The organism is Microcystis wesenbergii FACHB-1317 (assembly GCF_014696875.1).
In the GTDB taxonomy this organism is placed as follows: Bacteria; Cyanobacteriota; Cyanobacteriia; order Cyanobacteriales; family Microcystaceae; genus Microcystis; species Microcystis wesenbergii_A.
In genome coordinates, this window is the sequence record NZ_JACJQV010000057.1 from 1 (window position 1) to 23,229 (window position 23,229).

Genomic DNA, 23,229 nt, shown 5'->3' on the forward strand with positions numbered 1-23,229 from the left:
ATTTTATCATCAAGATATAGGAATCGGAGACGGCGTTTTGGTCTGAGATTTAATTTAATCGCTGGCATTTACAACTATGAACTTGCTTTAGGCTATCATCAAGTAGCTGAATAGGACTTTTGCAGGAGGTCTATTGAATCTTGACATAACAGCACCGATTCAAAGTAGAATTGGTATATTTGACAGACAAGCTGACGAGAACCAGTAACCGACAAAATTGTGCGACGGCAACACCGAGAGGGATTAGTTTTCCCCCTTGCTAGGAAATTATAGCATTTCTTGTCAAGGTCAATTACACGGCAGCAATTATCTCTTGATAATTTCTATCAAAACCCCTATCTTCAGGGGAGTATCTCACTTGTGGAGCGAGCATCAATGCTTATGGCTGTCAAAAACTCTAAAACCTTGAGTAGTGATTCGATAGTAGTGGTAGTCTGAGAAGCTTATATAGCAAAGATAAGGTAGAATCTTAACTAATATAAAATTGTGCCAAATTTACCCCCCTAAACCAGCATTTTCAGGACTCCCTTTTTGGCATTCCTCTTTTTTTACTTAACCCAAGGGCTCTCTTATTCTTTGTGTGATCTCGCGTAGCGAGCGCGTTGCGACCAGTTTAACTTATATAGGAGCGCTCAATCTTTGTGTCCTTTGTGTCTTTGTGGTTCGTTCCACTCGCTCGCCAGCAGGACTGTATCTTAGAATACATTTTACCCACCAAACCCAAGAGAGCCACTCAATTGACTTGAGAACAGCAATTAACAGACAAATATTATCCCCTAATCACTCACTCTAGCCTTCCTTGTCCTCGCCGTGGTTTTTATCACACTATTAAGCAATGGAAAGCCGAAAAACCCGTGTAAAGATTGTGGTCGTCAGTTTGTCATTGCTCTCAGTCAGAATCAGGTATCAGAAAAAACAAAACAATTAATCGATCGGCTATTGTTAGAGCAAATTTCTTGACGAGGTATTGCCAGAGTAACAGGATTAAGCTGGTCGTGGTTACAGAACCATCTAAATATTAAATTTAGTGAGTTTCCCCGTCAGGTAAGCGTTTCCGCCAAGCCAAAAGGAAAATTAACTAGAGAAGGTGAGGAACTCTGGTATGATTATTTTCTCCAAGAATAATAAGTTTTATGTCTGGTTAGCAATTGATAGACAAATAAGAGAAATTGTCGGTTGTTATGTGGGAGATAGGGGTCGTGCGTCAGCGCAGAAACTTTGGGAAGGCCTACCTGATGTTTACCGACAATGTGCAGTAGCTTATACAGACTTTTGGGTGTCATATTAAGAAGGTTGTTTCTGGTGGCGTTGCTGATCTAAGATATAAATCCTCTTTTCTGGGATTTTTAAAGTTGGCATTCATACCTCGATTCAGCAATGCCTGGTATGTTTTTTGACTGCTATTTTTCAATTTTATTGGTGAGAGTTCCCACTACATCAATACCGAGGGTTTGATGGACACTGGCGAGGAATTGATTGACGATTTCGGGATAGACTTTAATCAGGGCAGCCAGGGATTTCCCATCACCATTATCAACGATATTAACTCGATCGAGGTGTAAGCGTTTAGGGATTTTAATCGCCTCCTCTAGGATAGTTTCTAACTGTTGAATCAAGAAAATTGCTTCTGCTTCGCTGCCGGTGTTTTGCCAGACTTCTGCAAATAATTCGTTAACCAAGGCTTCAGCTTTGGCATTTTCTTCAAAAATTGCCGCTTCTCCTCTAGCGCGGAAAGTTTCAGCTTCCTGCTGCGCTTCTGCGGGTAAAACCTTATCTGCTTGGAGACGTAATCTTTCCAATTCTGCCCTAACCTGTTGCAATTTTTCCTCAACTATAGCACGTTTTTCCTTAGCGGCAGCAATAGTTATTTCTTCTTCCGATTTGGCCTGTTGTTCCAGTTTTGCCTTTAACTTTCTCAACTCGTTTTCTTGCTCTAAAATGATAATTTGATCGCGGGTTTTAGCCACGGTTGCCTGTTCCTCACATTCCGCGACTATTTGTTCAGCTTCATTGAGGGCATTTGATTCGGCAATTTCAGCATCACGCATGACTAAAGCGATTCTTTCCCGTCCGAGGGAGTTAAGATAATCCACGTCATCGGCAACATTTTGAATTTTGAGAGTATCAATTTCTAAACCGAGTTTAAACAGGTCTTGACTGACGTTACTGGTAATACTTTCGGCAAATTGTAAGCGATCTTCGTTCACTTGTTCGGGGGTCATTGTTGCGACTACACCCCGCAAGTTTCCTTCTAAAGTTTCCTTAGCTACGCGAATAATTTCTTCTCGATCTCGATCTAAAAAACGTTCGATCGCATTGCCGACTATTTCAGGTTTAGAACTAACTTTCACGTTAGCAATGGCCACTATATTCAGGGGAATATTGCCCTTAGAATAGGCATTTTTAATCTCAATTCTGATCGGGGTTGTGGTGACATCCATGCGTTTAACGGTTTCTAAAATTGGAATACGAATTGCCCGACCCCCCGATACCACTCGATACCCCACATCCTGTCTATCTTTTGATTTGCGTTTCATCCCACTCAGTATTACTACTTCATTGGGTTTACAAATACACAAAAAAGAATTGATAAACCAAATCGCACCAATCCCAAAAAATATCAATAAAGCAATGGGAACACTATTTAACAATAAATTGTCAGCGATGTTGTTATTATTGTTGTCGTCTTGATTGGGATTGATTTGGATGAGATAGGAATTATTTTGACTATTCATAGTTAGTTACCCTGTGGTCTAGAAGAAATTACAAATCGCCTCTGATATACTTTTCCGCAATGACTAAAACTTTATTGTCTTGGCAATTGAGGATAAATGCTTGATCACCGATATTAAATTGTTCTTCCCCTTCCGTTATCGCGACTATATCGATCAGACTATCCCCGACATTAACTCGCACTTTCCCCTTGCTATTTTTATCGAAGGGGATTTGAACAACTCCGATTAAACCGATGAGAGAGTGATAATCGACAATACTATTTACCTGTTGGTTGCAGCGTCTTAACTTGACCAAAATTAGGAGTAGAATAGCCAAACCAATACCTACCCCTAAAGAAATTACAACGATTGTGAGCAGTTGAGCATTCATAGTTTAGTTATTTACCGTTATAGTTGCCCCCAATCTAATTAACGTTAACTAATTCGAGACTTCGGCCATTTCAATCACGCGATCAGCATTATCTTTGACCAAAAAATTTAAAGGTTTATTGCGACGAACTTTATACTTTAAGCGTCGTGATTCCACCCGCATCAGAATTTGTTCTAAACAATCGTGATCAAAGCAAACATGACGATGACGATCCTTATAACCTGTGGTTGCTCCAGCAACGATGTGCAGTTGGGTATTTTTCTTTAACTGATACCATAAACCCTGGGGTTGATCTCCCAAAGAAGGGTTGGCAGTAGTCACAGCCGGATTACTAGACATATAAAATGGGTCAATCATATTATTGCCCATCGTCTGCTCATAATTGTAATAGTAATGGAGGGGGACATCGGCCGTGGGTAAATTTAAAAGTCCTTCATAAAACTGTCGGGCTGTCTCCAAATCTGTCACCATGATTGTATGAACTTTTGGGGCGCTAGTTAGAAACATCCACATGGCTAAAGCATAAGCGGCCAGAAGCATAACCATAATCCCCTGGGTGGACAGGAGAGTATCAAGGGGTAGGAAAGCGCCGAAGAAAAGATGATTTATCAACACTGATGTGATCCTATTGTCTAAGAATTTCTATCATTCCCTAATTATAATCACGACGCTGAAACTTAAGTTAACAGGGTGGGGATTGACTAAGTTCCGTACATTTGTATTAAAATGCTCCCTACCCAGTTTAAATGCAGTACAATTTACCTCAAATTCTCCTATGGGATGAATAAGTAGCTGGTTATAATTAAATTAAAAATGGATTTTAGGTTCGATCCCCCCTTAGTACTAGGGTTGATTCATAGTAGGGTTGATTCATGAATCAACCCTACCCTATAGTCCCCCCTTGATAAGGGTGGTGTCTGATAATTTTTAACGCCTACCTACTTAAATGATGAGATGATGACATTGGGGACGGAAATATGAGGAATTAGCGGAGATGAAAGCGTATATTGGAAATAGAGCCATCCCTAGAAAAGTGAGCTACTGTTATGAATTCTTTTGCACTCCCCGTCTTTCTGCAATCAGGTTTAACCCTGCTGGCATTTTTAGTGCTGGTTATCCTGATGGCCTAAATTTTAATCCGTCTGTGACTTCGATCGAGTAGGGGACGATCGATAGCGCCGACTAGATTTTCATAGACGGTTAACAGCTGTTCAGCGATCGCTGACCAACTATATTGATTTAAGACTAAATCCCTGGCATTTTTCCCCCGTTGTTGGCGAATTTCAGGATTAGTGATAGCCGTTGCCAAAGTATTAGTTAAATCCTCAAGCTGACAAGCTGTCACCCATCCCGCAGCCGCCGCTGCCACCGCAGGATGCAGATCCACCCGATCCGAGATCACCACGGGAATTCCGGCAGCCATAGCTTCGGCAACCGCGATGCCAAAATTTTCATAGTAGGAAGGTAAAACAAATAAATCGGCCCTAGCGAGGAGGCTATTTTTGACTTCTCCGGTGACAAATCCGGTAATTGTCGTATTTTTGCCCAAGATTGACCGCTCGATCTGATTTTTAATCCGATTTTCGTACTCCCGATCCTGGGGATTGCCTCCTGCTAAGACAAAATGAAAATCTAGGCCTTTTTCTAACAACCTTTCTAAACTGGGCAGCAGTAAATCTAGACCTTTTTTCGGATCAAGACGGGACATATAGAGGATGATCGGTTTATTTTGGGGAAGATCAAAACCCGTTACTGGTAAAGCTTGTGGGTTAAAAAAATCTACCCCTAGGGGGATGACAATATCCTTAGTTTTTATATTAAATCTTTCGGCAGTTTGACACTCCTGCTGACTGGTAAAATGAACTGCCGCCGCCGCCGCTAAATTGGGTTTTTCCAGAAAATTGGCATATATTTGTTTAAGTTGCCGTTTTTTTTGCAAATCTGCCGGATCGAGGGTGCCTAGGGGGCGAAGAATATAGGGCAGTTGACGGTAACGAGCGATCGAAGCCGATATACTGCTCACTGGCGAGAATAAAGCATGAATATGGGCGATATCATAATCTTTTGCCCTATTAGCCAACCAAGTAAACAGATCAAGGGAAAATTTATAGCGCCGAAAGGGAGAACAGGGAAAATAATAGATTTGATAGCCATTTTGACTAACAGGGACTCCTAAAGGCACATCTAGGGGTGCTTGTCCCGTGTCACCATTGGAATCGGTGGTAATAATAGTCACATCCTGGCCCAGTTGTGCTAAGGCTGCTGACAAACCGAGTACCATTTGACTGGGGCCACCATAAACAAGGGAAATCGAAGGAACAATCTGAAGAATTTTCATCTTTTTGGTGCAAGGGTCAAGACTTGTTAAGATCGATCGAGCCGTTCGCTCAAATTTACCACTTCTGTGGCTCTCATTTATGGTAATCGACTTTCTGCCCTTCACTATCAATATTTCTCCGGCCTTTATTGCTGGTAGCTGTCTCTGGTCTTTAGCATTATATTTGGGGTTAGCTGGGGTGCGAAATTGGTTTATAGAAATTTTCTATCGCTGGTTTAATTTTGCCGAGCGTTTCCTCTATACTTCCCTAGAGGAGTTTGAAAAAACTCGCGTCGCTAGAGAATCCCAAAATGCTTTTTATGCCTCTATCTTTAGTATTATTCCCTTTCTCATTCTCGGCGGTTTCTCCGATTGGTTAATCGAGATTAGTTTAGGAAAAAGTTGGCCGATTAGTGTCGGTATTCTCGCTTGTGTTGCCTCTGGTGTCTATGAATTAGGAAGACAGGACGGCAGCGGTAATCAGTAAATTAAGCTGTTAACTATCTCAATTACTTCTTAGGACAGCACGGGAGTGGCAAGTTAGTCGATTTTAACCCTTGACTAGCGCTCAATCTTTTGCTTCCAGACGATTTTTATGTTTATTAAGAGTCTTTTGCAGTAAATTCAAAACCTCATTAGCAATCTCAATAACTTGATGGGTGCCAAAACCAGCCTGAGTTAATTCTTTAAAAAAAGCCTTTGCGACAATTTTGGCTAATTTCGGGGGATAGGGATGGACAGCGATCGAATGTTCGGACTGAATTTCTGCTATTTCTCTAGTCACTGCCATAGTCACAAAACGAGATTTTAATATCCCTTGCAAATGAAAAATTTGCAGGGATTGGGCTGCCTGTTGAGCGAATAACTGCAAGATTTCTAAATCTAATGGTTCAAAATGTTTTTTGTCTAGGGGAAAACTGAGATTAATTACTCCGATTACCTGCTGATTGAGGATAATCGGTGCGGCTATAAAACTATTATTATTTGATTTTTTGGAATAAGGGGCTGCACTGGCAAATGGCGATCGAGTGATATCCTTAATTAGTAAAGGTTTTCCTGTCGCCGCTACACTGTCGGCAATAGCTTGATCGAGTTTAATTATTTCTTGATCAGCTAAAGGTGATAGATCATCATAATGGGCAAAAACTTCTAGATAATCGGTAATTTCCCCCTTTAATTCCTGTGGAGAGCTTAACAGGATTGAACAGCGCCGCGCTCGCAATTGATGAGCGCTCATACTAGCTATTTTCCGAAAAATATCTTCGAGATTTTCCTCAACATTCAAGACAAGAGCCAGAGTAGTCAATTTGGGGTTAAAATTATCCATGTATTCAATCATTTATTCAGTCCGAGTTTAGACTTTTAGGGTGAGGGTGACATTCCCCATCTCCCTGTTTGTCTGAGTCTATAGCTTGCCATAGCATCCGATCGAGGGGCTTTTTTACTCGCTAACTGATCTATTGTAGATGTGCTGAAAAACTTCTGTGTGTCTCTTGTTTTTTGTCTTCCCTCTAGCTACTCTGAAATCTAGTAGGTCAGACGAGTTTAACTTGACTGGAGTGAAAGATGGTGCGTTTTCTCTGGGCAATTTTGGCCGGTGTGGGGATGGGGTTAACAGTAGCGCCGGTTTCTTGGTGGTTACTCGCTTGGATTTCTCTCGTCCCCCTGTGGATTATTGTGAGATTAGGGGAAAAATCCTTAAAAAAACAGCTTTTATACGGTTTTGGCTGGGGTTTTGCCTACCATGGTCTCGCTTTATTCTGGATCACGGGAATTCACCCGATGACGTGGATGGGTGTCCCCTGGTTAGCTAGTTTGTTAATTGCCCTGTTTTGTTGGTTGTTTATCACTTTTTGGGGAACGGCGATCGTGCTAACTTGGACGTTAGTCATGTTTTATGTCAACAAAAGTGTTAATCAGTCATCTTTTAGCGATGCCCTCCTACGGGTTTTCATCGGCACTGCCCTCTGGTGTGGGTTAGAATCTCTCTGGAGTCAATCCCCCCTCTGGTGGACTACCCTTGCTTATAGTCAAAGTCCCCATAATTTATTGATTCTGCAATTGGGCAAATTATCGGGTTTTACGACGGTAACGGCGGCAATTGTGGCAATTAACGGTTTAATCGCCGAAAGCTTGCTCCTAATCCGTCAATCGCGGCAAAATCTCGCTTTTCTCTCTTTACCCCTGCTTATTTGTTTAAGCCTCCATCTCTGGGGATGGAACACATACCATAAACCGATCGAAAAGTCAAGGGATTTAGGGATAAAAATTGGCGTAATTCAGGGCAATATTCCCAACACAATTAAACTTTCGCCCCTAGGATTTCAAAAGGCGATCGAAGGTTACACCTCTGGTTATCAAATTCTCGCCGATCAAGGAGTAGATGCCGTCTTAACTCCTGAAACCGCCTTACCCTACTATTGGAAGAACTTAGTCAATAATAGCTCGATTTATTCGGCAATTTTAGCCAAAAAAACGCCGATCTGGTTGGGTGCATTCGGCAAGATGGACAAGGGTTATAGCAATAGTCTCTTTACCATTGATGGCGAAGGACAGGTGATTAGTCGGTATGATAAAGTAATTCTCGTGCCTTTAGGCGAATACGTTCCTTTTCAGGAAATTTTGGGCGGAATTGTTGATCGCCTTTCTCCCTTGCAAGCGCACTTAATCCCGGGAGATCCCGCTCAAATTATTGACAGTCCTTTCGGTAAAATCATTGTGGGCATTTGTTACGAATCAGCTTTTTCCGAACATTTTCGCCGTCAAACTGCTAGGGGAGGCGAATTTATTATTACTGCTTCTAATAACGCCCATTATAGCCACGCCATGCCTGCTCAACACCATGCTCAGGATACCATGCGAGCGATCGAAACCGATCGATGGATGGCCCGGGCCACCAATACAGGTTATTCTGCTTTTGTCGATCCCCACGGTAATCACCTTTGGCTATCGGATCTGGATAAATATCAAATCCATAGCGAAACAATTTATCGACGGGATACGAGGACTTTATATGTGCGCTGGGGAGATTGGTTAACTAAAGTTTTAATTATTACTGCCGGACTAGCTTGGCTCTGGAGAGCTTGGGATTAAGGTGAAAGTGCTATACTTTTTCGTGAATAAACTGTATAAATAACCTAAGTTTTTGCTGCAATGAAAGAGCAATTTGTCAAGTGGTTGAATAGAATCTTAATATTTGATGTGTTTTTAGTGATAGCGGGTTTTCTCTGGTTTGCCGTGGCTGTTATTGGTGAATCCACGGGAATTCCTCTAGGATTTAAACTTTTTCAGCGTCTTTGGCTGCCCCTATTCAATCCTGCTATTAGTATTTTAATTGCGGGGGCGATTTTAAGCTGGGCAATTAATAAAATTCAAGAACGCTTATCCCCTAAATAGGGTTTGCTTAATTCAGTTATCAGTTATCAGTTATCAGTTATCAGTTATCAGTTATCAGTTATCAGTTATCAGTTTTCAGTTTTCAGTTTTCAGTTATCAGTGATCAGTGATCAGTGATCAGTGATCACTGATCAGTTATCAGTTCACTGTTCACTGTTTACTGTTTACTGAAAAAACTCCCCATCTCCCCACTTCATAATTCATAATTTATAATTCCTCCTCTCCTATAGCTTTTAAAGTCGTCTTTGCCAAGCAACAACTAATTTAATTTCCTCATAACTATAATTATCTCCCAGATTTTCTTTGAGAGTTTTCAGGGATTGAACGCCAACTTTTTTAATCGCTAAACGAATATATTCCTGTTTATTCTTAGAAACTAACTGATTAATATCAATTTCGTAACCAGCTTCCAGCAATTTAGCTAAATGTTCATAGATTGTTGAGACTTTTAAGCTTCTTTTGCGAGCGATTTCTTCCGCATTCAAACCATCTTGATAGTATTGGAGAGTCAGGAATTGAGTAGAGGGAAGACTATCCTGACAAAAATCATTAATTGCCGCTATAAATATATCCCCATACTGTTGGACTTTGCTGTGTACTACTCCAGAAATTTGACGAAACTGCTCTAAACTCCGGGGTTTTGATTGGGCCATCAAACGCAGACTAGAATCATGGAAAATAACGTAGGGAGGAATCCCTTGACTATCGGCAATTTTCTTCCGCAATTGTCGCAAGCGATCAAATAATAAATCACTTTCCATCGTATTGGGATTGTCGTCTCCCAAGATTGGACCGTTAGCTTTTTGGGGGACGGCAATAAACACGGAACGTTGTTTCCGCATCACTTCCCAACTGTGTTGATTAAGTTTCAAGATTCTAAAATTGTCTTCTGTTTCTACCAGTAGATTTTGCTGGACAAGGGAACGACTTAAACGTTTCCACTCCTGCACAGTTTTATCTTTACCGATGCCATAAGTGGATAACAAATGATGTTGATATTGGGTGATTCTTTCACCTTTTCCTCCCCTGAGTACGTTGATTATGTGCATCATACCGAATTTTTGTCCCGTCCGCGCTACACAGGATAAAAATTTTTGTGCCTCGATTGTCCAATCCTCAGAATTGTTCCCATTCCGACAGTTATCACAGTTACCACAGTTACCCGCAAAACTTTCTCCAAAGTAACCTAGTACGCTCGATCTTCTGCATTCAGTCCCTTCAGCATAATCTAACACCTGTCGCAATTGTTGACGAGCTTTCTGTTGTTCATTTTGCTCGGTTTTTTGGTTAATAAAATACTCAATTTTTCTGGCATCGGCAAAGCTAAAAAAGAGGGTACATTTAGCTGGTTCTCCGTCCCTACCGGCGCGGCCAGATTCTTGATAATATCCCTCTAAATTGCGGGGTAAATCGTAATGAACGACAAAGCGCACATCCGGTTTATTAATTCCCATACCGAAGGCAATTGTCGCCACCATAATCTGCACATCATCCCGAATAAAACGGGTTTGATTTTCGCTTCTTTCCTGATCGTTCATACCTGCGTGATAGGGTAGGGCATCAATACCATCTTTTTGTAACTGTTCGGCAACTTGATCGACGGTTTTGCGGCTGATACAATAAACAATGCCAGACCCTTTTTGTCCTTTAATATATTGATACAATTGCTGGTAAGATTTACTGGTTTTAGGTTGAACTTCATAATAAAGATTAGGACGATTAAAACTAGCAATATGAATGGAAGTATCTCGCAATCCTAATTGTTGTATAATATCTTCCCTAACCTGTTGAGTGGCGGTGGCAGTTAAAGCCAGAATTGGCACGGAGGGAAAGCGTTGACGGACTTGTTTAATTTGTCGATATTCAGGGCGAAAATCATGACCCCAATCGGAGACACAGTGAGCTTCATCCACCGCTAAACAGGCTAAACCGAGGTAATTATCAATAACAGCTAAAAAGTCTAAAAAACTAGGCGATAATAATCTTTCTGGGGCGACATATAAAAGTTTAATTTTTCCTTGCAGGATTAAAGATTCTCTGTCTCTGACTTGTTTAGCATTTAAAGTGCTATTGAGAAATGTTGCCCCGATGCCATTATCAGCTAAAGCAGTTACTTGATCCTGCATTAAAGCAATTAGGGGAGAAACCACCACCGTCACCCCTTTTTTGATTAAAGCAGGTAGCTGAAAACAGAGAGATTTACCGCCTCCAGTGGGCATAATTACTAATAAATCCTGATCATTTAAAGCAGCCTCAATTATTTGGCGTTGATTCGGTCGAAATTGATCGTAGCCAAAGTGATATTTTAAGACTTTTTCTAAAGAGTCAATTGCAGCCATTGAACAAGAGGAAAAATATTTTTATAGTAGTTATTTTAGGGTTAGGGATTTAAGTAATCAGTGATCGTTAATCAGTAAAAAGAAAGCTGATAGCCAAAACAACTGACCTTAAGATTGTCTCACCTGATCGGGAACACCAACAAAGGAGAGATTGGCTAATTTTTTCAGATTTTGACAGCGCAATAACTCGTTAAAATTGAGACTCGATCGCCCTTCAATTTCAGTTATAGTCTCAATAGCCGATAATAAACTTTTAGCGGCCTCGGTTTCCGTGTAACCGCGTCTAACGGCCACTTTTATGGCTGCTTCATCCGCGTCTAATTCCCGTTGGGGGCTGCGTTTTTCTCGCCAAATCCGGTTAATTGCCAAGGCAGTTAAACCCCCCGCCACTGCCATACCGACGGCATCGGTTTGTAGGGTTTCCACGGTTAAACCGATGATACCAGCCAGAGCAATTACTCGATCGAGATCGGGTTTAAACCATTTTACTGCCGTTAAAACACAGACAGCCCTTAACAAGACCAAATCCCGTTGGGATCTTGATAATTGCCGCCAGAGGTCAAAATTAATTGAAATCGGTCTGACTCCTCTTTGCCAGGGTAGGGGAAAATTAGTTTCGATTACCTTGCTGCTTTCAGGTTTGCTGACAATGCGCGTCATCATCCGTCCCGAAGCAGGCATGAGGTCTAGTAAATGACTAATCTCGTTGTCTTGGTTCATCGATCGCCGGCCAATAGTCTTCGATCATTGAGTATAATCGCTTTCTGAGTTAATATCTCTTTTCCGACAATTTTCTCAACGAAACCGCGTAAGTCCCTACTGTTCGGCTTTGAGGGGTTCGATGCTCCCAAAATCGCCCATAAATTCTTGCATCTTCCTCAAAATCCTCATGTGTTGATTATTAATGAGGGGATGAAACCAGTCCTGACCGGATCTTGCCAACTCCAAGTAAAACCCGAACCGCTTGTGACTACCTTAACGGGAAGGTGAAGCCGAACCTGATGAACGAACTGGCGATACAGTTGCTACGATCTACTGATTATTTATTCCCCTTTTTGCATGAGTGCATGAGCAGAAAACGGGTTTCTCGGAGAAACCCGTTTTCTGTGCGTTACTACAAGTGAAGCAAATCGAAGCTGCTGAAGGGGATTCGGTTGAATAGCAGCACAACCGCCCAATTGCCGTTAAAATAAGAATGATTAGGGGAGATGACAATGCCAGCCAAAGACATCTATCATGATTGTGTCAAAATAGCCCTCATTAAAGATGGTTCGGCTGATGTAAAAGATGACCCCTGCGATGCGTCTGCCAGTGGGGGCAATTCATGAATTGCCCCTACTCCCCACCTTCTGTTGTCTTTGTCCTCTAGTGTTATCAGAGTGATAAATTCATGAATTGCCCCTACTCCCTACTCCTGTCCCCTAACCCACCCTACTGATACGGATATCCCCCTTCCGGCTAATGTAAAGAAAACGTTACAGTAACAAGTAAAGCCCAGTAGCCAGGAAGCCGTCGATCATGTTTGAATACTTTAACCAGAAAGCTATCAAAGCGGTGATGTTCGCCCAAGAAGAAGCCCGTCGTGCCGGTCACAGTGTCGTCGGTACGGAGCATTTACTGTTAGGATTGATAGGAGAAGCCACCGCCACCGCAGCCTTAATTCTCAAGGATTTAAAAGTCACCCTGCACGAAAGTCGCCGCCTGATTGAAGGAATGACCGGCCGTGGCAGCGGTTACAGTCCCGTTAATATCCCTTTTACCCCGAAAGCGAAAAAGATGTTCGAGCAAGCATTTCAGGAAGCTCGACAATTAGGGGAACAGGCGATCGCACCTGAACATCTATTACTTGCTATCACCGCCGATCCCGAATCCCTAGCCGCTAAAATTTTAATTATGCAGGGTGTTGATTTGATCAAACTTCGCGGCCTTTTACTGAAAAATGCTGGGGAAAAAGTCGCTAGTGGTCGCTTCACGGCAAGCAGTGACTATGAAGACCAGAAAAATGCTCCACAAGGCGGTATTTTAGCCCAATATGGTCGCAATTTAAGCCAAGAGGTCAAAAATGGCAAAATTGACCCTGTAATCGGTAGAGAGCCAGAAATCGAGCGAGTTGTCCAAATTTTAGGCCGTCGTACCAAAAGTAACCCGATTTTACTGGGTGCGCCGGGGGTAGGCAAAACAGCGATCGCTGAAGGGTTAGCACAACGCATCCATAGTGGCGATATTCCCGAACTTTTGCAGGATAAACAGGTAATTGCCCTCGATATGGGGTCTTTACTGGCGGGAACCCGTTTTCGCGGCGATTTTGAGGAACGTTTAAAGGGTATCGTGGAGGAAGTTCGCAAATCGGGCAGTATTATCCTGTTTATTGATGAAATTCACACTCTTGTGGGTGCTGGTAGCATGGGGGGAGCTATGGATGCTTCTAACCTGCTTAAACCTGCTTTAGCTCGCGGCGAGTTACAGTGTTTAGGGGCAACCACTCTCGATGAGTATAAACAGCATATTGAGCGAGATGCGGCTCTAGAAAGACGTTTTCAGCCAGTTATGGTGGGAGAACCGACCAAAGAGCAAGCGATCGAGATTTTACGCGGTTTAAAAGCCACCTACGAGGATTTCCATCAGGTAAAATACGATCAAAAAGCGATCGAAGCTGCTGTTCATCTATCCTCGCGCTATATCAATGATCGCTTTTTACCGGACAAAGCGATCGATCTTCTCGATGAAGCGGGATCCCGCACCCATCTACGCTATTCCCTACAAAGTAAAAGTCCTGCGGAGGTTAGCGAAGAATCACCCCTAATTAACCCCGAATCTTTAATTCCGGTGGTGGATGCGGAGGAAATCGCCCAAATTGTCGCCGCTTGGACTGGTATTCCCGTTACCCAATTAACTGAAACTGAGTCGGAATCGCTCTTAAATCTGGAATGTCAACTGCACGAGCGGATTATTGGTCAACAGGAGGCAGTAAATGCCGTTTCTCGTGCTATTCGTCGAGCGCGAGTAAATTTAAAGAATCCTAACCGTCCGATTGCCTCGTTTATTTTTGCCGGTCCCACGGGAGTGGGTAAAACTGAATTAACGAAAGCCTTAGCTAAGTTACTCTTTGGCTCGGAATCCAGTATGATTCGTCTAGATATGTCGGAATTTATGGAATCCCACACGGTTTCTAAATTAATTGGTGCGCCTCCCGGATACATCGGTTACAATGAAGGCGGTCAGTTAACGGAAGCAGTGCGTCGTCAACCCTATAGAGTGGTTTTGTTTGACGAAATCGAGAAAGCACATCCCGATGTTTTTAATCTTCTCCTGCAACTGTTAGAAGATGGTCGTTTGACCGATTCCCAAGGTCGTCGGGTGGACTTTAAGAATACCCTAATTATCATGACCTCGAATATTGGCTCAAAAGTCATCGAAAAGGGCGGTAATAGCTTAGGATTTGAGATGGCTGACGATTTTGCTCAATCGCGTTACCAACAGATTTCTAATCGGGTGACAGACGAGTTAAAACAATATTTCCGTCCCGAATTTCTCAACCGTCTCGATGAAATCATTGTTTTCCGACAGTTAACTCGCGAAGAAGTTACCCAGATTGCCGATATTCTGATCGCAGATATAGCCAAACAATTGACAGAAAAAGGCATTTCTGTGCAAGTTACCGCCGCTTTTAAGGATTTGGTCATCAATGAGGGTTATGATCCTAGCTACGGTGCGCGGCCTTTACGTCGTGCTTTAACTCGACGCTTAGAGGATAGTTTAGCCGAGGCGATGTTATCGGGAAAAGTCAATTCTGGAGACCATGCGCTATTAGATGTAACTGCTGAAGCTGTGGTGACAGTCTCTAGTCATCAGCGCTCTGAGCAGAGCGATATTCTCTCGCAATTACAGTTACAATCGGTGGGTTAATCCGCTCAAAAATTGCTTTTTTTCGGGGTTGAAAATTTTTCAACCCCAATTTTTATCATCCTGGAAAAATAACTTCTAGGGGAGCGGGAATCATCTCGGTGCGAAAGTCCAGAATCTGAACTAGGATTAAATAGGCAACGGCGATTAAAATCGAAATCGCTCCCGTGATAATGGCGATAATTTTAGCAGAATTCATATAATTAACCGATAATTTCCTGAGATTGCCGCAAAAGCTACCGAAATTTATTCTCATCTACGATTGCGAGCCTAAACAATTGAAACTGAAGATATCTTACAGCACAATTCTCCCGGACGGTTGAGGGAAGGGAGTGCGTCTCAGTAAAGCTGTCCCTTGAAAATTTGACAGGAGATAGTTCTTGTGTTTCAGTATATAGACTAAAATCTATGGTCAAGCTTTAAATTATTTTTTATTTGAATCTGTGCAACCAGCAAAACCCTTGTTATAATCGCCAATATATGGTACCAGTCCAATTCCATGCACTGCATCGGCATCCCCAAAGTTGATCAACCTCGCTTTGTTTTAAGGTAGGCTAAGGCCTGCCTTACTTTTTTGGGTTGGGAAGAGGGGAGCAGGGGGAAAAGAGGAAAATGGGTCATTAAAGCTTAATTATCAGGAAAAAGCTCTGATCGTGTCTAAATTCTAGCTTTCTTTCGGGGCAAGCTTTCGGGTGATCAATAACTAACAGAAACTAAATTTTCGAGTTGTTGTTAGAAAATAGGCGAGCGCTCGCTTATAAAATAGGAGTTTCAGCACTTATGTGTTGACAGGGATTTTCCGAGATAGAAGAGTGATAAGATTTTTATTCACCTATGATCAACCTATGGCCTAAAATAATCATAAGGAGACAACATCACTCAATTTAAACTACTGACAGGAGAAGGAAAAGTCGGGACATACGGCGACTTGTTAAAATTAGGTCGTAGAGGAGATAACTTAACCCCTCATCATCTACCATCCAATGCGTATATGAAAGCGAAAATCAAAGGTTACACAACTAATCAAGGAATTGCTATCATGATGGAACACTTATCCCCCGGAAAAGGAGGTCGTCATCGTCAAACCTTATCTTATGGTAAAAGTCCAGACTTAACTCTTTCCCCTCGACAAACCTTAGCACAAGAAGTTTGGGATATTCGCTCAATTTATCTAGGTCAAGGATTATATAATGCAGATATTAGAAAGGGATTACAAGAACTCATTCAACTTAATAAAACTACTTGGTCAACCTTTTTTGATCAAGGAGCAACAACCCCATGAATTTAATAAAAATCCTACAAGAGAATCGCTTAATGAAAACACCCCAAGAAATTAACTTATTTGAGGAAACATTAGAAAAACTTGCCAAATATCCTGATGATAAAGATTTAAAAGACTTACATCTTATCCTAGATGATAACTGTGAACATCCTGAAATTATGTTTAGTTTATTGCATTTTTTAGAAGATTTTGAACCCCAACAACAAATACAGGCTTTTATTGAAGTGATTCCTCAATTAATGATAACTGCACCAGAATGGACAAAAATCATTCACTATCGAATCATTAATGATGAATCTGCTGTTAAAATTTATCAGAATAGTCTGGAATTAGCCAATCAAAAAACACCTCATTTTTTGTATCAACTTTTACTAGAAAGCGTCAAAAATCAGATTAATTCATCCTCGGAGGTCATCTTAACCTAAATTTTTGTATGACTTATAGAAATTAAAATGGTATTTTGGTATCTGTAATCCCTTAAAAAATGTCGCTTTTTCTGGCATTTGTTCAAGCTTAATTAATTTAATTTGAGACTCAGCGACTTCCCCCAACCCCCCAAAAGCTTGGATTGAGTAATAAAATCAAAAGTAAACGCCAATTTTAAAAGAGAGTTTCCCCTTAAAAATCCCAACCTAATATCTTGAGCAATTAAACCCTCGACACTGTGGCCATCTTCTCCTTGAGACATGAGGTAACGTTCAATTAAAGGCAAACCCCTGTGTTTGTCAAGCAGGGAGCGGGAAGCGGGGAGTGGGAAGCGGGAAGTGGGGGGAACAAATAAAATAATCTCCTGTCTCCGAGTCTCGTGACGACCGACTGCTGAGGGCTGATAGCGAAAATAACTGATCTGATCCCCTAGCGTGATAAGCTGAGTATTGGCTAATTTTACAAAAAATTAAGACTTTCCCCTTGTGGGAGTTATCAGCTAAAACCCAGAGCAGACATAAACAATGGTAGCGACAACAGAAACTAACGTTGGTAAAATCGTCCAGATCATCGGTCCTGTCATCGATGCCGAATTTCCCAGTGGCAACCTGCCCCGTATTTATAATGCCTTAACCGTAAAAGGAACTAACTCCGCCGGTCAAAATCTATCGGTTACTTGTGAAGTGCAACAGTTACTCGGTGATAACCAAGTGCGGGCCGTTGCCATGAGTACCACCGATGGTTTAGTGCGCGGTATGGATATCGTGGATACCGGCGCAGCGATTAGCGTTCCCGTGGGTAAATGCACCCTCGGTCGGATTTTTAACGTTCTTGGTGAACCCGTGGACGAAAAAGGACCGGTTAACGTCACCGAAACCTCTCCTATTCACCGTCCCGCTCCCAAATTAGTCGATCTTGAAGTAACACCGACGGTTTTTGAAACCGGTATCAAGGTAATTGACTTGCTCACCCCCTACCGTCAAGGTGGCAAAATCGGCCTCTTTGGGGGTGCTGGTGTGGGCAAAACCGTCATTATGATGGAATTAATCAACAATATCGCCATTCAACACGGGGGTGTCTCGGTTTTTGGCGGTGTGGGTGAAAGAACCCGCGAAGGAAACGACCTCTACAACGAGATGATCGAATCGAAGGTAATCAACGCTGATAACCCCGAAGACTCGAAAATCGCCCTCGTTTACGGTCAGATGAACGAACCCCCCGGAGCGAGAATGCGCGTCGGTCTCTCTGCTTTGACCATGGCCGAATATTTCCGCGATGTCAACAAGCAAGACGTTCTCTTATTTATTGATAATATCTTCCGTTTCGTGCAAGCTGGTTCGGAAGTATCGGCGCTCCTCGGTCGGATGCCTTCTGCGGTAGGATACCAACCCACCCTCGGTACTGACGTAGGCGACCTGCAAGAGCGGATTACCTCCACCAAAGAAGGATCGATCACTTCCATCCAAGCGGTCTATGTACCTGCGGATGACTTGACTGACCCCGCTCCCGCTACTACCTTCGCTCACTTGGACGGAACTACTGTACTATCCCGTGGTCTGGCTTCCAAAGGTATCTATCCGGCGGTAGATCCCCTCGGTTCCACCAGCACTATGCTCCAAGCTGATATCGTCGGTGATGAACACTACGGCACCGCTCGCGCTGTTCAATCTACCCTGCAACGCTATAAGGAGTTACAGGACATCATCGCTATTCTCGGTTTAGACGAATTATCGGAAGAAGATCGTCTCACCGTTGACCGCGCTCGCAAAATTGAGCGTTTCCTCTCGCAACCTTTCTTCGTGGCGGAAGTGTTCACCGGTTCTCCGGGTAAATACGTTACCCTCGCTGATACGATCAAAGGCTTCCAGATGATCCTCAAAGGTGAACTCGATAGCTTACCCGAACAAGCGTTCTATATGGTCGGCAATATCGATGAAGCGATCGCTAAAGGCGCAAAACTCAAAAAAGGCTAATTAAAAGTCAGTAGTAACCGCTAAACGCGGTTACTAAACCCAGAAATCTGCCAAAATTATCGTTATTATCACCAATGAGCATTACAGTACGGGTTATTACACCCGATCGCATTGTCTGGGATAACGTGGCCGAAGAAGTAATCCTACCCAGTTCCACGGGACAATTAGGTATTCTTAGCGGTCACGCTCCTTTATTAACTGCCCTGAATATTGGCGTAATGCGAATTCGACCAGGGAAAGACTGGGAAAATATCGCAGTTTTGGGCGGTTTTGCCGAAGTCGAAAATAATGAGATCAAAGTCCTCGTTAATGGGGCGGAATTAGGCTCAAAAATCGATAAGGAAAAAGCTCGCACCGAATACGAACAGTCCCAAACTCGTCTCGATGAAGTCAGTAAAGGGGATGACCGTCGCAAAACTATCCAAGCGCAACAAGCATGGCGCAAAGCTCGCGCTAGATACCAGGCCGCCGGCGGTTTAGTATCGGTTTAAACCCAACCAAATCAAATTAAATTAAAGCAAAATCGGGCGGGTTTATATAAACCTACCCGATTCTTTTTCAGTTATCAGTTATCAGTTATCAGTGATCAGTGATCAGTGATCAGTTATCAGTGATCAGTTATCAGATTTGAGGTTTCAGAACGTAGGTTGGGTTGAAGCATGAAACCCAACGCCCGCATGGGTTACGCTACCGCTAACCCATCCTACAAATAATTGTGCCTCCCTACTTATTAAGAAGTTGCTGTTCTCCTCCTGCTCGGCGATCACTGAAAAAGTTTCCTGTTTTCCGTTGCCTAAAACTGGAGATTTTGTCGCTCCCCATTAAGATAACTGCTATAAATTAATTGCTACCACTAAAAACAACTTCGGGGAATTTTAACTGTGCATCGGCCATGGCGATTTGTCGGCCTTGATTGCGTAACTCTTGCCAAAAATTAATCACTTCTGTGGCTTTGTTGAGAACATCAACGCGATCGGACTCATCAATCCAGTGTTTTGCTTCTAACTCCTCTTGCAGTTGTTGCCAAGCATCATTGCGCGGCCAGAAAAAATAAGCGGTGAGGGGGCTAGTTCCTTTGCCGACCACCTGATCCACAGCGATCGCTACGTTCTGATCTAACCACAATACTTTTAAAATAAACTTTGATTCGGAACTGACTGTCATTGTTAATCGTTAATCGTACAATTCTCGATTATATCATCTTTTGACTCAATTTTCCGCAGTCAATTTTTAACTATTTTTTGCTGTTTTTTCGCCAATAACCACTATGATTCCCGAAACAGACTCTTTAGCTTCTAAAAAAATCGGTGTGGCCGTAATTAGAGATGATCGAGATTTAATTTTAATCGATCGCCGTCTGGCCAAGGGACTCCTGGGCGGTTTTTGGGAATTCCCCGGCGGCAAAATCGAAGGCAATGAAACGGTACAAGAATGTATTAAACGGGAGATATTAGAAGAAATTGGCATTGAAATCGCAGTGGATAGTCATTTAATCACTATCGATCACACCTATAGTCATTTTCGGGTGAATCTACAAGTATATAACTGTCGTTATCTCAGCGGCCAAGCGAGAGCGATCGAATGTGAAGAAATCCGCTGGGTAACTATCCAGGAACTAGATCATTACACTTTCCCCGCGGCCAATCAAGAGATTATCAGAGCCTTAAAAGACATGGTAAACTCGAAATGATTGCTGTTAATCGTCGAGTGATTATGCTTAATCCTTCTATTCGTCAAGAACCCCGCTACGAACCGGCCGCGGTTATTCCCCTAAAAAAAGACGCTTCCATTGTTGAGTGGTTAGAAAAAAATAATCGCATGATTCCCCGGGATAAAGTTGCGGAACCGGATCTGACTCTCGAAGAAGATGTGGAACTATCTGAACTCATGGATGTCGATGATATCGGTTATGATGACGACGAGGAGGAATTAGTCTTAGATGAAGATTAATCCCGTCTTCTTTGGCAAATTTTACCTTTATCTGACGCTTTAGTCGTGAACGCTAACATTTTTTCCGCCCCTATCTTTAAAAAACCCACTGGAACCCATCTCCTGATTCTACTAACGGGACTACTATTTCTGTTAGTAGTTTTTTTTCAGTCCACTAATTCCCTGTTACTCCCCCTGATGGCCACGACATTAATCAGTGGTGGTCTTGGTTGTCAAGTAGTACCAGTGCTGCGACGCTTGAAAATGGGTCAGATTATGCGCGAAGATGGACCCCAAGCCCATTTAAAGAAAGCAGGAACCCCAACGATGGGAGGCAGCTTTTTTGTGCCAGTAGCCCTTATTTTCGCTTTAATCTGGTCTAAATTCACTCCTAATGTGGTGGCGGTTGCTTTGCTGACTTTTGCTTACATGGGTATCGGTTGGTTAGATGATTGGCAAATTCTGCGTTATAAGTCGAATAAGGGTCTATCTCCCCGGATGAAGTTAATTTTACAGATAGCGGGGGCGGCCTTTTTTTGCCTCTGGATGTTGGTCAATCAGGTGAGTACCGATATCAGCCTTTGGGGTCGATTAGTGATTCCTTTGGGCTTTTTCTTCTGGATTTTGGCGGGATTTGTCCTTGTGGCTGAAAGTAACGCCACTAATCTCACCGATGGGGTGGATGGATTAGCAGGGGGAACAGCTGCGATCGCTTTTTTGGGTTTAGGTATTATTATCGCTCCTAGTCATCCCGATTTAGCGATTTTCTGCACTTGTTTTAGTGGTGCTTGTCTAGGCTTCATTTTTCATAACCGCAACCCCGCTAAGGTGTTTATGGGTGATACGGGTTCCCTCGCTTTGGGAGGCGCTTTAGCTGCGGTGGGTTTAATTACTGGACATCTCTGGGGATTATTTTTAATTAGTGGTCTCTTCTTTCTGGAATCTCTTTCGGTAATCGCTCAGGTTATCTATTATAAAGCGACAAAAGGACCCGATGGCAAGGGCAAAAGATTGTTAAAAATGGCTCCTTTTCATCATCATTTAGAATTAAGTGGTTGGACGGAAACCAAGATTGTGGGCGCATTTTATCTGGTTAATGCGCTTTTAGTTGTCTTGGCTATTTGGAGTAGTTAATTAAGCACTAAAGGAAAGACCACAACCGCAGGTATTTTGGGCGTTGGCATTGGTAAAACGGAAACCCCCACCCATCAGATCTTCTGAATAGTCTAATTTTAAAATTTGTAGGTAGCGATCGCTGTCAAGATCGACTAAAATATTAATACCCTGACTTTGATAAAAGCGATCGTTTTCTGCCGCAATATCGGTTAATTCGAGATGGTAGTGAAGTCCCGAACAACCGCCGTTTTTTACGGCCAAACGCAGATAGGAACCACTCAGGCGACGGCTTTGACTCCAACGTTCAATTTCTCTAGCGGCGGCGGGACTTAATTCGATCATTGTTTTTGGGACTATTGTAACAATAATATCAAGTTCTTGTGAAGTTATACCATAGTTGTTGTCCAACTTTATGTTAAGAAATATGTGACTAATGGATGGCGGGAGCAGCTGACAATTTTTAACACAGAAAACGGGTTTCTAAATAGTTTCTCGAAGAAACCCGTTTTCTAAATAGGCGTTTGCAGAAAACGGGTTTCTCAAAGAAAACGGGTTTCTAAATAGTTTCTCGAAGAAACCCGTTTTCTAGGTGACTTAGACACTTAAACAAAGAAATTACCCACTGGAATGCTCTCTAAAGCTGGTAAAGTCCCAGTAAATCCAGTGATATTTATTAATAAATCATTGCTGGATTGGAAACCAGCCGTGCTATCATTAATAACGAGGTAAGTTCCAGCTATTGCACCGGTTGTTACCTGCACTAAGGCGGCACTATTAACCCCTAAGGGACTTGCGTAGGAATAATATCCCAGCCAGAAAATCGCTCTGTAGAAGAACCAGACCAGCCAGATGGTACATTATCAAAGCGCAAGTCCCTAATCCTTGATTACCGGTAATCGCTCCATTAGCATCAGTAAATACTTGATTGATTAAATTCTGTAAAGTGGTAACAGTGCTATTAGCAGCGCGACTGAAATTGCTAGGCGCACTCGTGGCATTTCCAGCTTGAGTTAATAAGTCAATTTTATCACTACTGATGGCAAAATCTGTGATATGATCGCTTGTTGATATGGTAGATTGACCAAATTGAAAGATGAAGATATCTGCACCTAAACCACCGGTTAAAGTATCAATTCCCGCACCTCCATTGATTTGATTAATACCATTATTTCCAGTGATATTATTGTTACCAGCGTTACCTGTACCATTAATATTATTAGTGCCAATTAGTCTGAGGTTTTCGACATTGTTGGGTAAGGTGCGAGTAATTGCGCTTTGGGTGGTGATTCGGTAGTAGTGATGGCGGCTTAATCCTTTGCTTTGCTGTGCATTGTAGTCATGGATAAAATACCAAAGGGTTCCCCAACGTGATTCTCCATTTTTTTAGAGAAAGATAGACTCTCTCTCACCAGCCGAGAAATCCTTTGTCGAAAGGTATTATTT

At 42.5% G+C, this 23,229-nt stretch carries 23 protein-coding genes and 3 pseudogenes; 14 read left to right on the forward strand and 12 right to left on the reverse strand.

The annotated features are described in order from the left end of the window. A pseudogene (locus tag H6F92_RS02510) lies at positions 1–114 on the forward strand (IS5/IS1182 family transposase); the annotation flags it as partial. Between the two features lie 988 nt (positions 115–1,102). Continuing rightward, positions 1,103–1,288 carry a hypothetical protein gene (locus H6F92_RS02515; RefSeq protein WP_190356674.1) on the forward strand — a complete coding sequence of 62 codons (186 nt, stop codon included), beginning with the start codon at positions 1,103–1,105 and terminating at the stop codon, positions 1,286–1,288. Between the two features lie 112 nt (positions 1,289–1,400). On the opposite strand, the gene H6F92_RS02520 is transcribed toward H6F92_RS02515, so the two are convergent. The 4 genes from H6F92_RS02520 to hpsP form a co-directional block, all read right to left on the reverse strand. Beyond that, a complete protein-coding gene (locus H6F92_RS02520) occupies positions 1,401–2,735 on the reverse strand; it encodes a flotillin family protein (RefSeq protein WP_190356675.1) in 1,335 nt (444 codons plus the stop codon). Positions 2,736–2,763: 28 nt separating this feature from the next. Beyond that, positions 2,764–3,105: a hypothetical protein gene (locus tag H6F92_RS02525; protein WP_190356676.1), complete on the reverse strand. Its 342-nt coding sequence runs from the start codon at positions 3,103–3,105 to the stop codon at positions 2,764–2,766. A gap of 48 nt (positions 3,106–3,153) precedes the next feature. Next, a complete protein-coding gene (locus H6F92_RS02530; protein WP_036402782.1) occupies positions 3,154–3,720 on the reverse strand; it encodes a glyoxalase-like domain protein in 567 nt (188 codons plus the stop codon). Between the two features lie 511 nt (positions 3,721–4,231). After that, positions 4,232–5,443: a hormogonium polysaccharide biosynthesis glycosyltransferase HpsP gene (hpsP, locus tag H6F92_RS02535; RefSeq protein ID WP_190356677.1), complete on the reverse strand. Its 1,212-nt coding sequence runs from the start codon at positions 5,441–5,443 to the stop codon at positions 4,232–4,234. 79 nt (positions 5,444–5,522) lie between these two features. Between hpsP and H6F92_RS02540 the strand changes: the two genes are divergently transcribed. Further along, positions 5,523–5,909, forward strand: coding sequence for a hypothetical protein (locus H6F92_RS02540; RefSeq protein WP_002739650.1), 387 nt, complete (start codon positions 5,523–5,525; stop codon positions 5,907–5,909). 81 nt (positions 5,910–5,990) lie between these two features. Here H6F92_RS02540 and H6F92_RS02545 read toward each other — a convergent pair whose 3' ends face one another. Continuing rightward, positions 5,991–6,749, reverse strand: a complete 759-nt coding sequence (locus H6F92_RS02545) for a GAF domain-containing protein (RefSeq protein WP_190356690.1) — start codon at positions 6,747–6,749, stop codon at positions 5,991–5,993. Positions 6,750–6,988: 239 nt separating this feature from the next. Between H6F92_RS02545 and lnt the strand changes: the two genes are divergently transcribed. Together lnt and H6F92_RS02555 are read left to right on the forward strand one after the other, a co-directional pair. Beyond that, positions 6,989–8,515: an apolipoprotein N-acyltransferase gene (lnt, locus tag H6F92_RS02550; protein WP_190356678.1), complete on the forward strand. Its 1,527-nt coding sequence runs from the start codon at positions 6,989–6,991 to the stop codon at positions 8,513–8,515. 60 nt (positions 8,516–8,575) lie between these two features. Continuing rightward, entirely contained in the window at positions 8,576–8,818 is a 243-nt protein-coding gene (locus H6F92_RS02555) for a hypothetical protein (RefSeq protein ID WP_002740130.1), read from the forward strand. A 233-nt stretch (positions 8,819–9,051) separates the two neighbouring features. Here the strand turns inward: H6F92_RS02555 and recQ are convergent, their stop codons facing one another. Then, positions 9,052–11,157: a DNA helicase RecQ gene (recQ, locus tag H6F92_RS02560; RefSeq protein WP_190356679.1), complete on the reverse strand. Its 2,106-nt coding sequence runs from the start codon at positions 11,155–11,157 to the stop codon at positions 9,052–9,054. Positions 11,158–11,265: 108 nt separating this feature from the next. After that, positions 11,266–11,877, reverse strand: coding sequence for a DUF3318 domain-containing protein (locus H6F92_RS02565; RefSeq protein ID WP_110580559.1), 612 nt, complete (start codon positions 11,875–11,877; stop codon positions 11,266–11,268). A 494-nt stretch (positions 11,878–12,371) separates the two neighbouring features. On the opposite strand from H6F92_RS02565, the gene H6F92_RS02570 reads away from it, so the two are divergent. Together H6F92_RS02570 and H6F92_RS02575 are read left to right on the forward strand one after the other, a co-directional pair. Next, positions 12,372–12,485 carry an element excision factor XisH family protein gene (locus H6F92_RS02570; protein WP_190356680.1) on the forward strand — a complete coding sequence of 38 codons (114 nt, stop codon included), beginning with the start codon at positions 12,372–12,374 and terminating at the stop codon, positions 12,483–12,485. A gap of 190 nt (positions 12,486–12,675) precedes the next feature. Then, positions 12,676–15,063, forward strand: a complete 2,388-nt coding sequence (locus H6F92_RS02575; protein WP_190356681.1) for an ATP-dependent Clp protease ATP-binding subunit — start codon at positions 12,676–12,678, stop codon at positions 15,061–15,063. A gap of 55 nt (positions 15,064–15,118) precedes the next feature. Here H6F92_RS02575 and H6F92_RS02580 read toward each other — a convergent pair whose 3' ends face one another. Beyond that, complete coding sequence (locus tag H6F92_RS02580) at positions 15,119–15,259, reverse strand: hypothetical protein (RefSeq protein ID WP_002786556.1); 141 nt, start codon at positions 15,257–15,259, stop codon at positions 15,119–15,121. Positions 15,260–16,051: 792 nt separating this feature from the next. Here H6F92_RS02580 and H6F92_RS02585 point away from each other — a divergent pair. From H6F92_RS02585 to atpC, 4 genes are all read left to right on the forward strand, one after another. Next, a complete protein-coding gene (locus H6F92_RS02585; RefSeq protein WP_002737970.1) occupies positions 16,052–16,342 on the forward strand; it encodes a hypothetical protein in 291 nt (96 codons plus the stop codon). Next, complete coding sequence (locus H6F92_RS02590; protein ID WP_190356682.1) at positions 16,339–16,767, forward strand: Imm30 family immunity protein; 429 nt, start codon at positions 16,339–16,341, stop codon at positions 16,765–16,767. Before H6F92_RS02585 ends, H6F92_RS02590 begins: the two co-directional genes overlap by 4 nt. A 525-nt stretch (positions 16,768–17,292) precedes the next feature. Next, positions 17,293–18,741: a F0F1 ATP synthase subunit beta gene (gene atpD, locus H6F92_RS02595; RefSeq protein WP_190356683.1), complete on the forward strand. Its 1,449-nt coding sequence runs from the start codon at positions 17,293–17,295 to the stop codon at positions 18,739–18,741. A gap of 74 nt (positions 18,742–18,815) precedes the next feature. Then, entirely contained in the window at positions 18,816–19,232 is a 417-nt protein-coding gene (gene atpC, locus H6F92_RS02600; RefSeq protein ID WP_190356684.1) for an ATP synthase F1 subunit epsilon, read from the forward strand. Between the two features lie 349 nt (positions 19,233–19,581). On the opposite strand, the gene H6F92_RS02605 is transcribed toward atpC, so the two are convergent. Continuing rightward, positions 19,582–19,905 carry a 30S ribosomal protein PSRP-3 gene (locus H6F92_RS02605; RefSeq protein WP_190356685.1) on the reverse strand — a complete coding sequence of 108 codons (324 nt, stop codon included), beginning with the start codon at positions 19,903–19,905 and terminating at the stop codon, positions 19,582–19,584. Between the two features lie 103 nt (positions 19,906–20,008). Between H6F92_RS02605 and mutT the strand changes: the two genes are divergently transcribed. The 3 genes from mutT to mraY are packed head-to-tail and all read left to right on the forward strand — an operon-like array spanning position 20,009 to position 21,804. Next, positions 20,009–20,431 carry an 8-oxo-dGTP diphosphatase MutT gene (mutT, locus tag H6F92_RS02610; RefSeq protein ID WP_190356686.1) on the forward strand — a complete coding sequence of 141 codons (423 nt, stop codon included), beginning with the start codon at positions 20,009–20,011 and terminating at the stop codon, positions 20,429–20,431. Further along, positions 20,428–20,691 carry a DUF3134 domain-containing protein gene (locus H6F92_RS02615; protein WP_190356687.1) on the forward strand — a complete coding sequence of 88 codons (264 nt, stop codon included), beginning with the start codon at positions 20,428–20,430 and terminating at the stop codon, positions 20,689–20,691. Before mutT ends, H6F92_RS02615 begins: the two co-directional genes overlap by 4 nt. Positions 20,692–20,736: 45 nt before the next feature. Next, the gene (mraY, locus tag H6F92_RS02620) at positions 20,737–21,804 is read left to right on the forward strand and encodes a phospho-N-acetylmuramoyl-pentapeptide-transferase (RefSeq protein ID WP_190356688.1); all 1,068 of its coding nucleotides are present in this window, start codon (positions 20,737–20,739) and stop codon (positions 21,802–21,804) included. Here the strand turns inward: mraY and H6F92_RS02625 are convergent, their stop codons facing one another. The 3 genes and pseudogenes from H6F92_RS02625 to H6F92_RS25645 all read right to left on the reverse strand — a co-directional run. Continuing rightward, the gene (locus tag H6F92_RS02625) at positions 21,805–22,128 is read right to left on the reverse strand and encodes a HesB/IscA family protein (RefSeq protein WP_190356689.1); all 324 of its coding nucleotides are present in this window, start codon (positions 22,126–22,128) and stop codon (positions 21,805–21,807) included. A 260-nt stretch (positions 22,129–22,388) separates the two neighbouring features. Further along, positions 22,389–23,070: pseudogene (locus H6F92_RS02630) on the reverse strand (bluetail domain-containing putative surface protein); the annotation flags it as partial. 42 nt (positions 23,071–23,112) lie between these two features. Then, positions 23,113–23,229: pseudogene (locus H6F92_RS25645) on the reverse strand (IS1 family transposase); the annotation flags it as partial.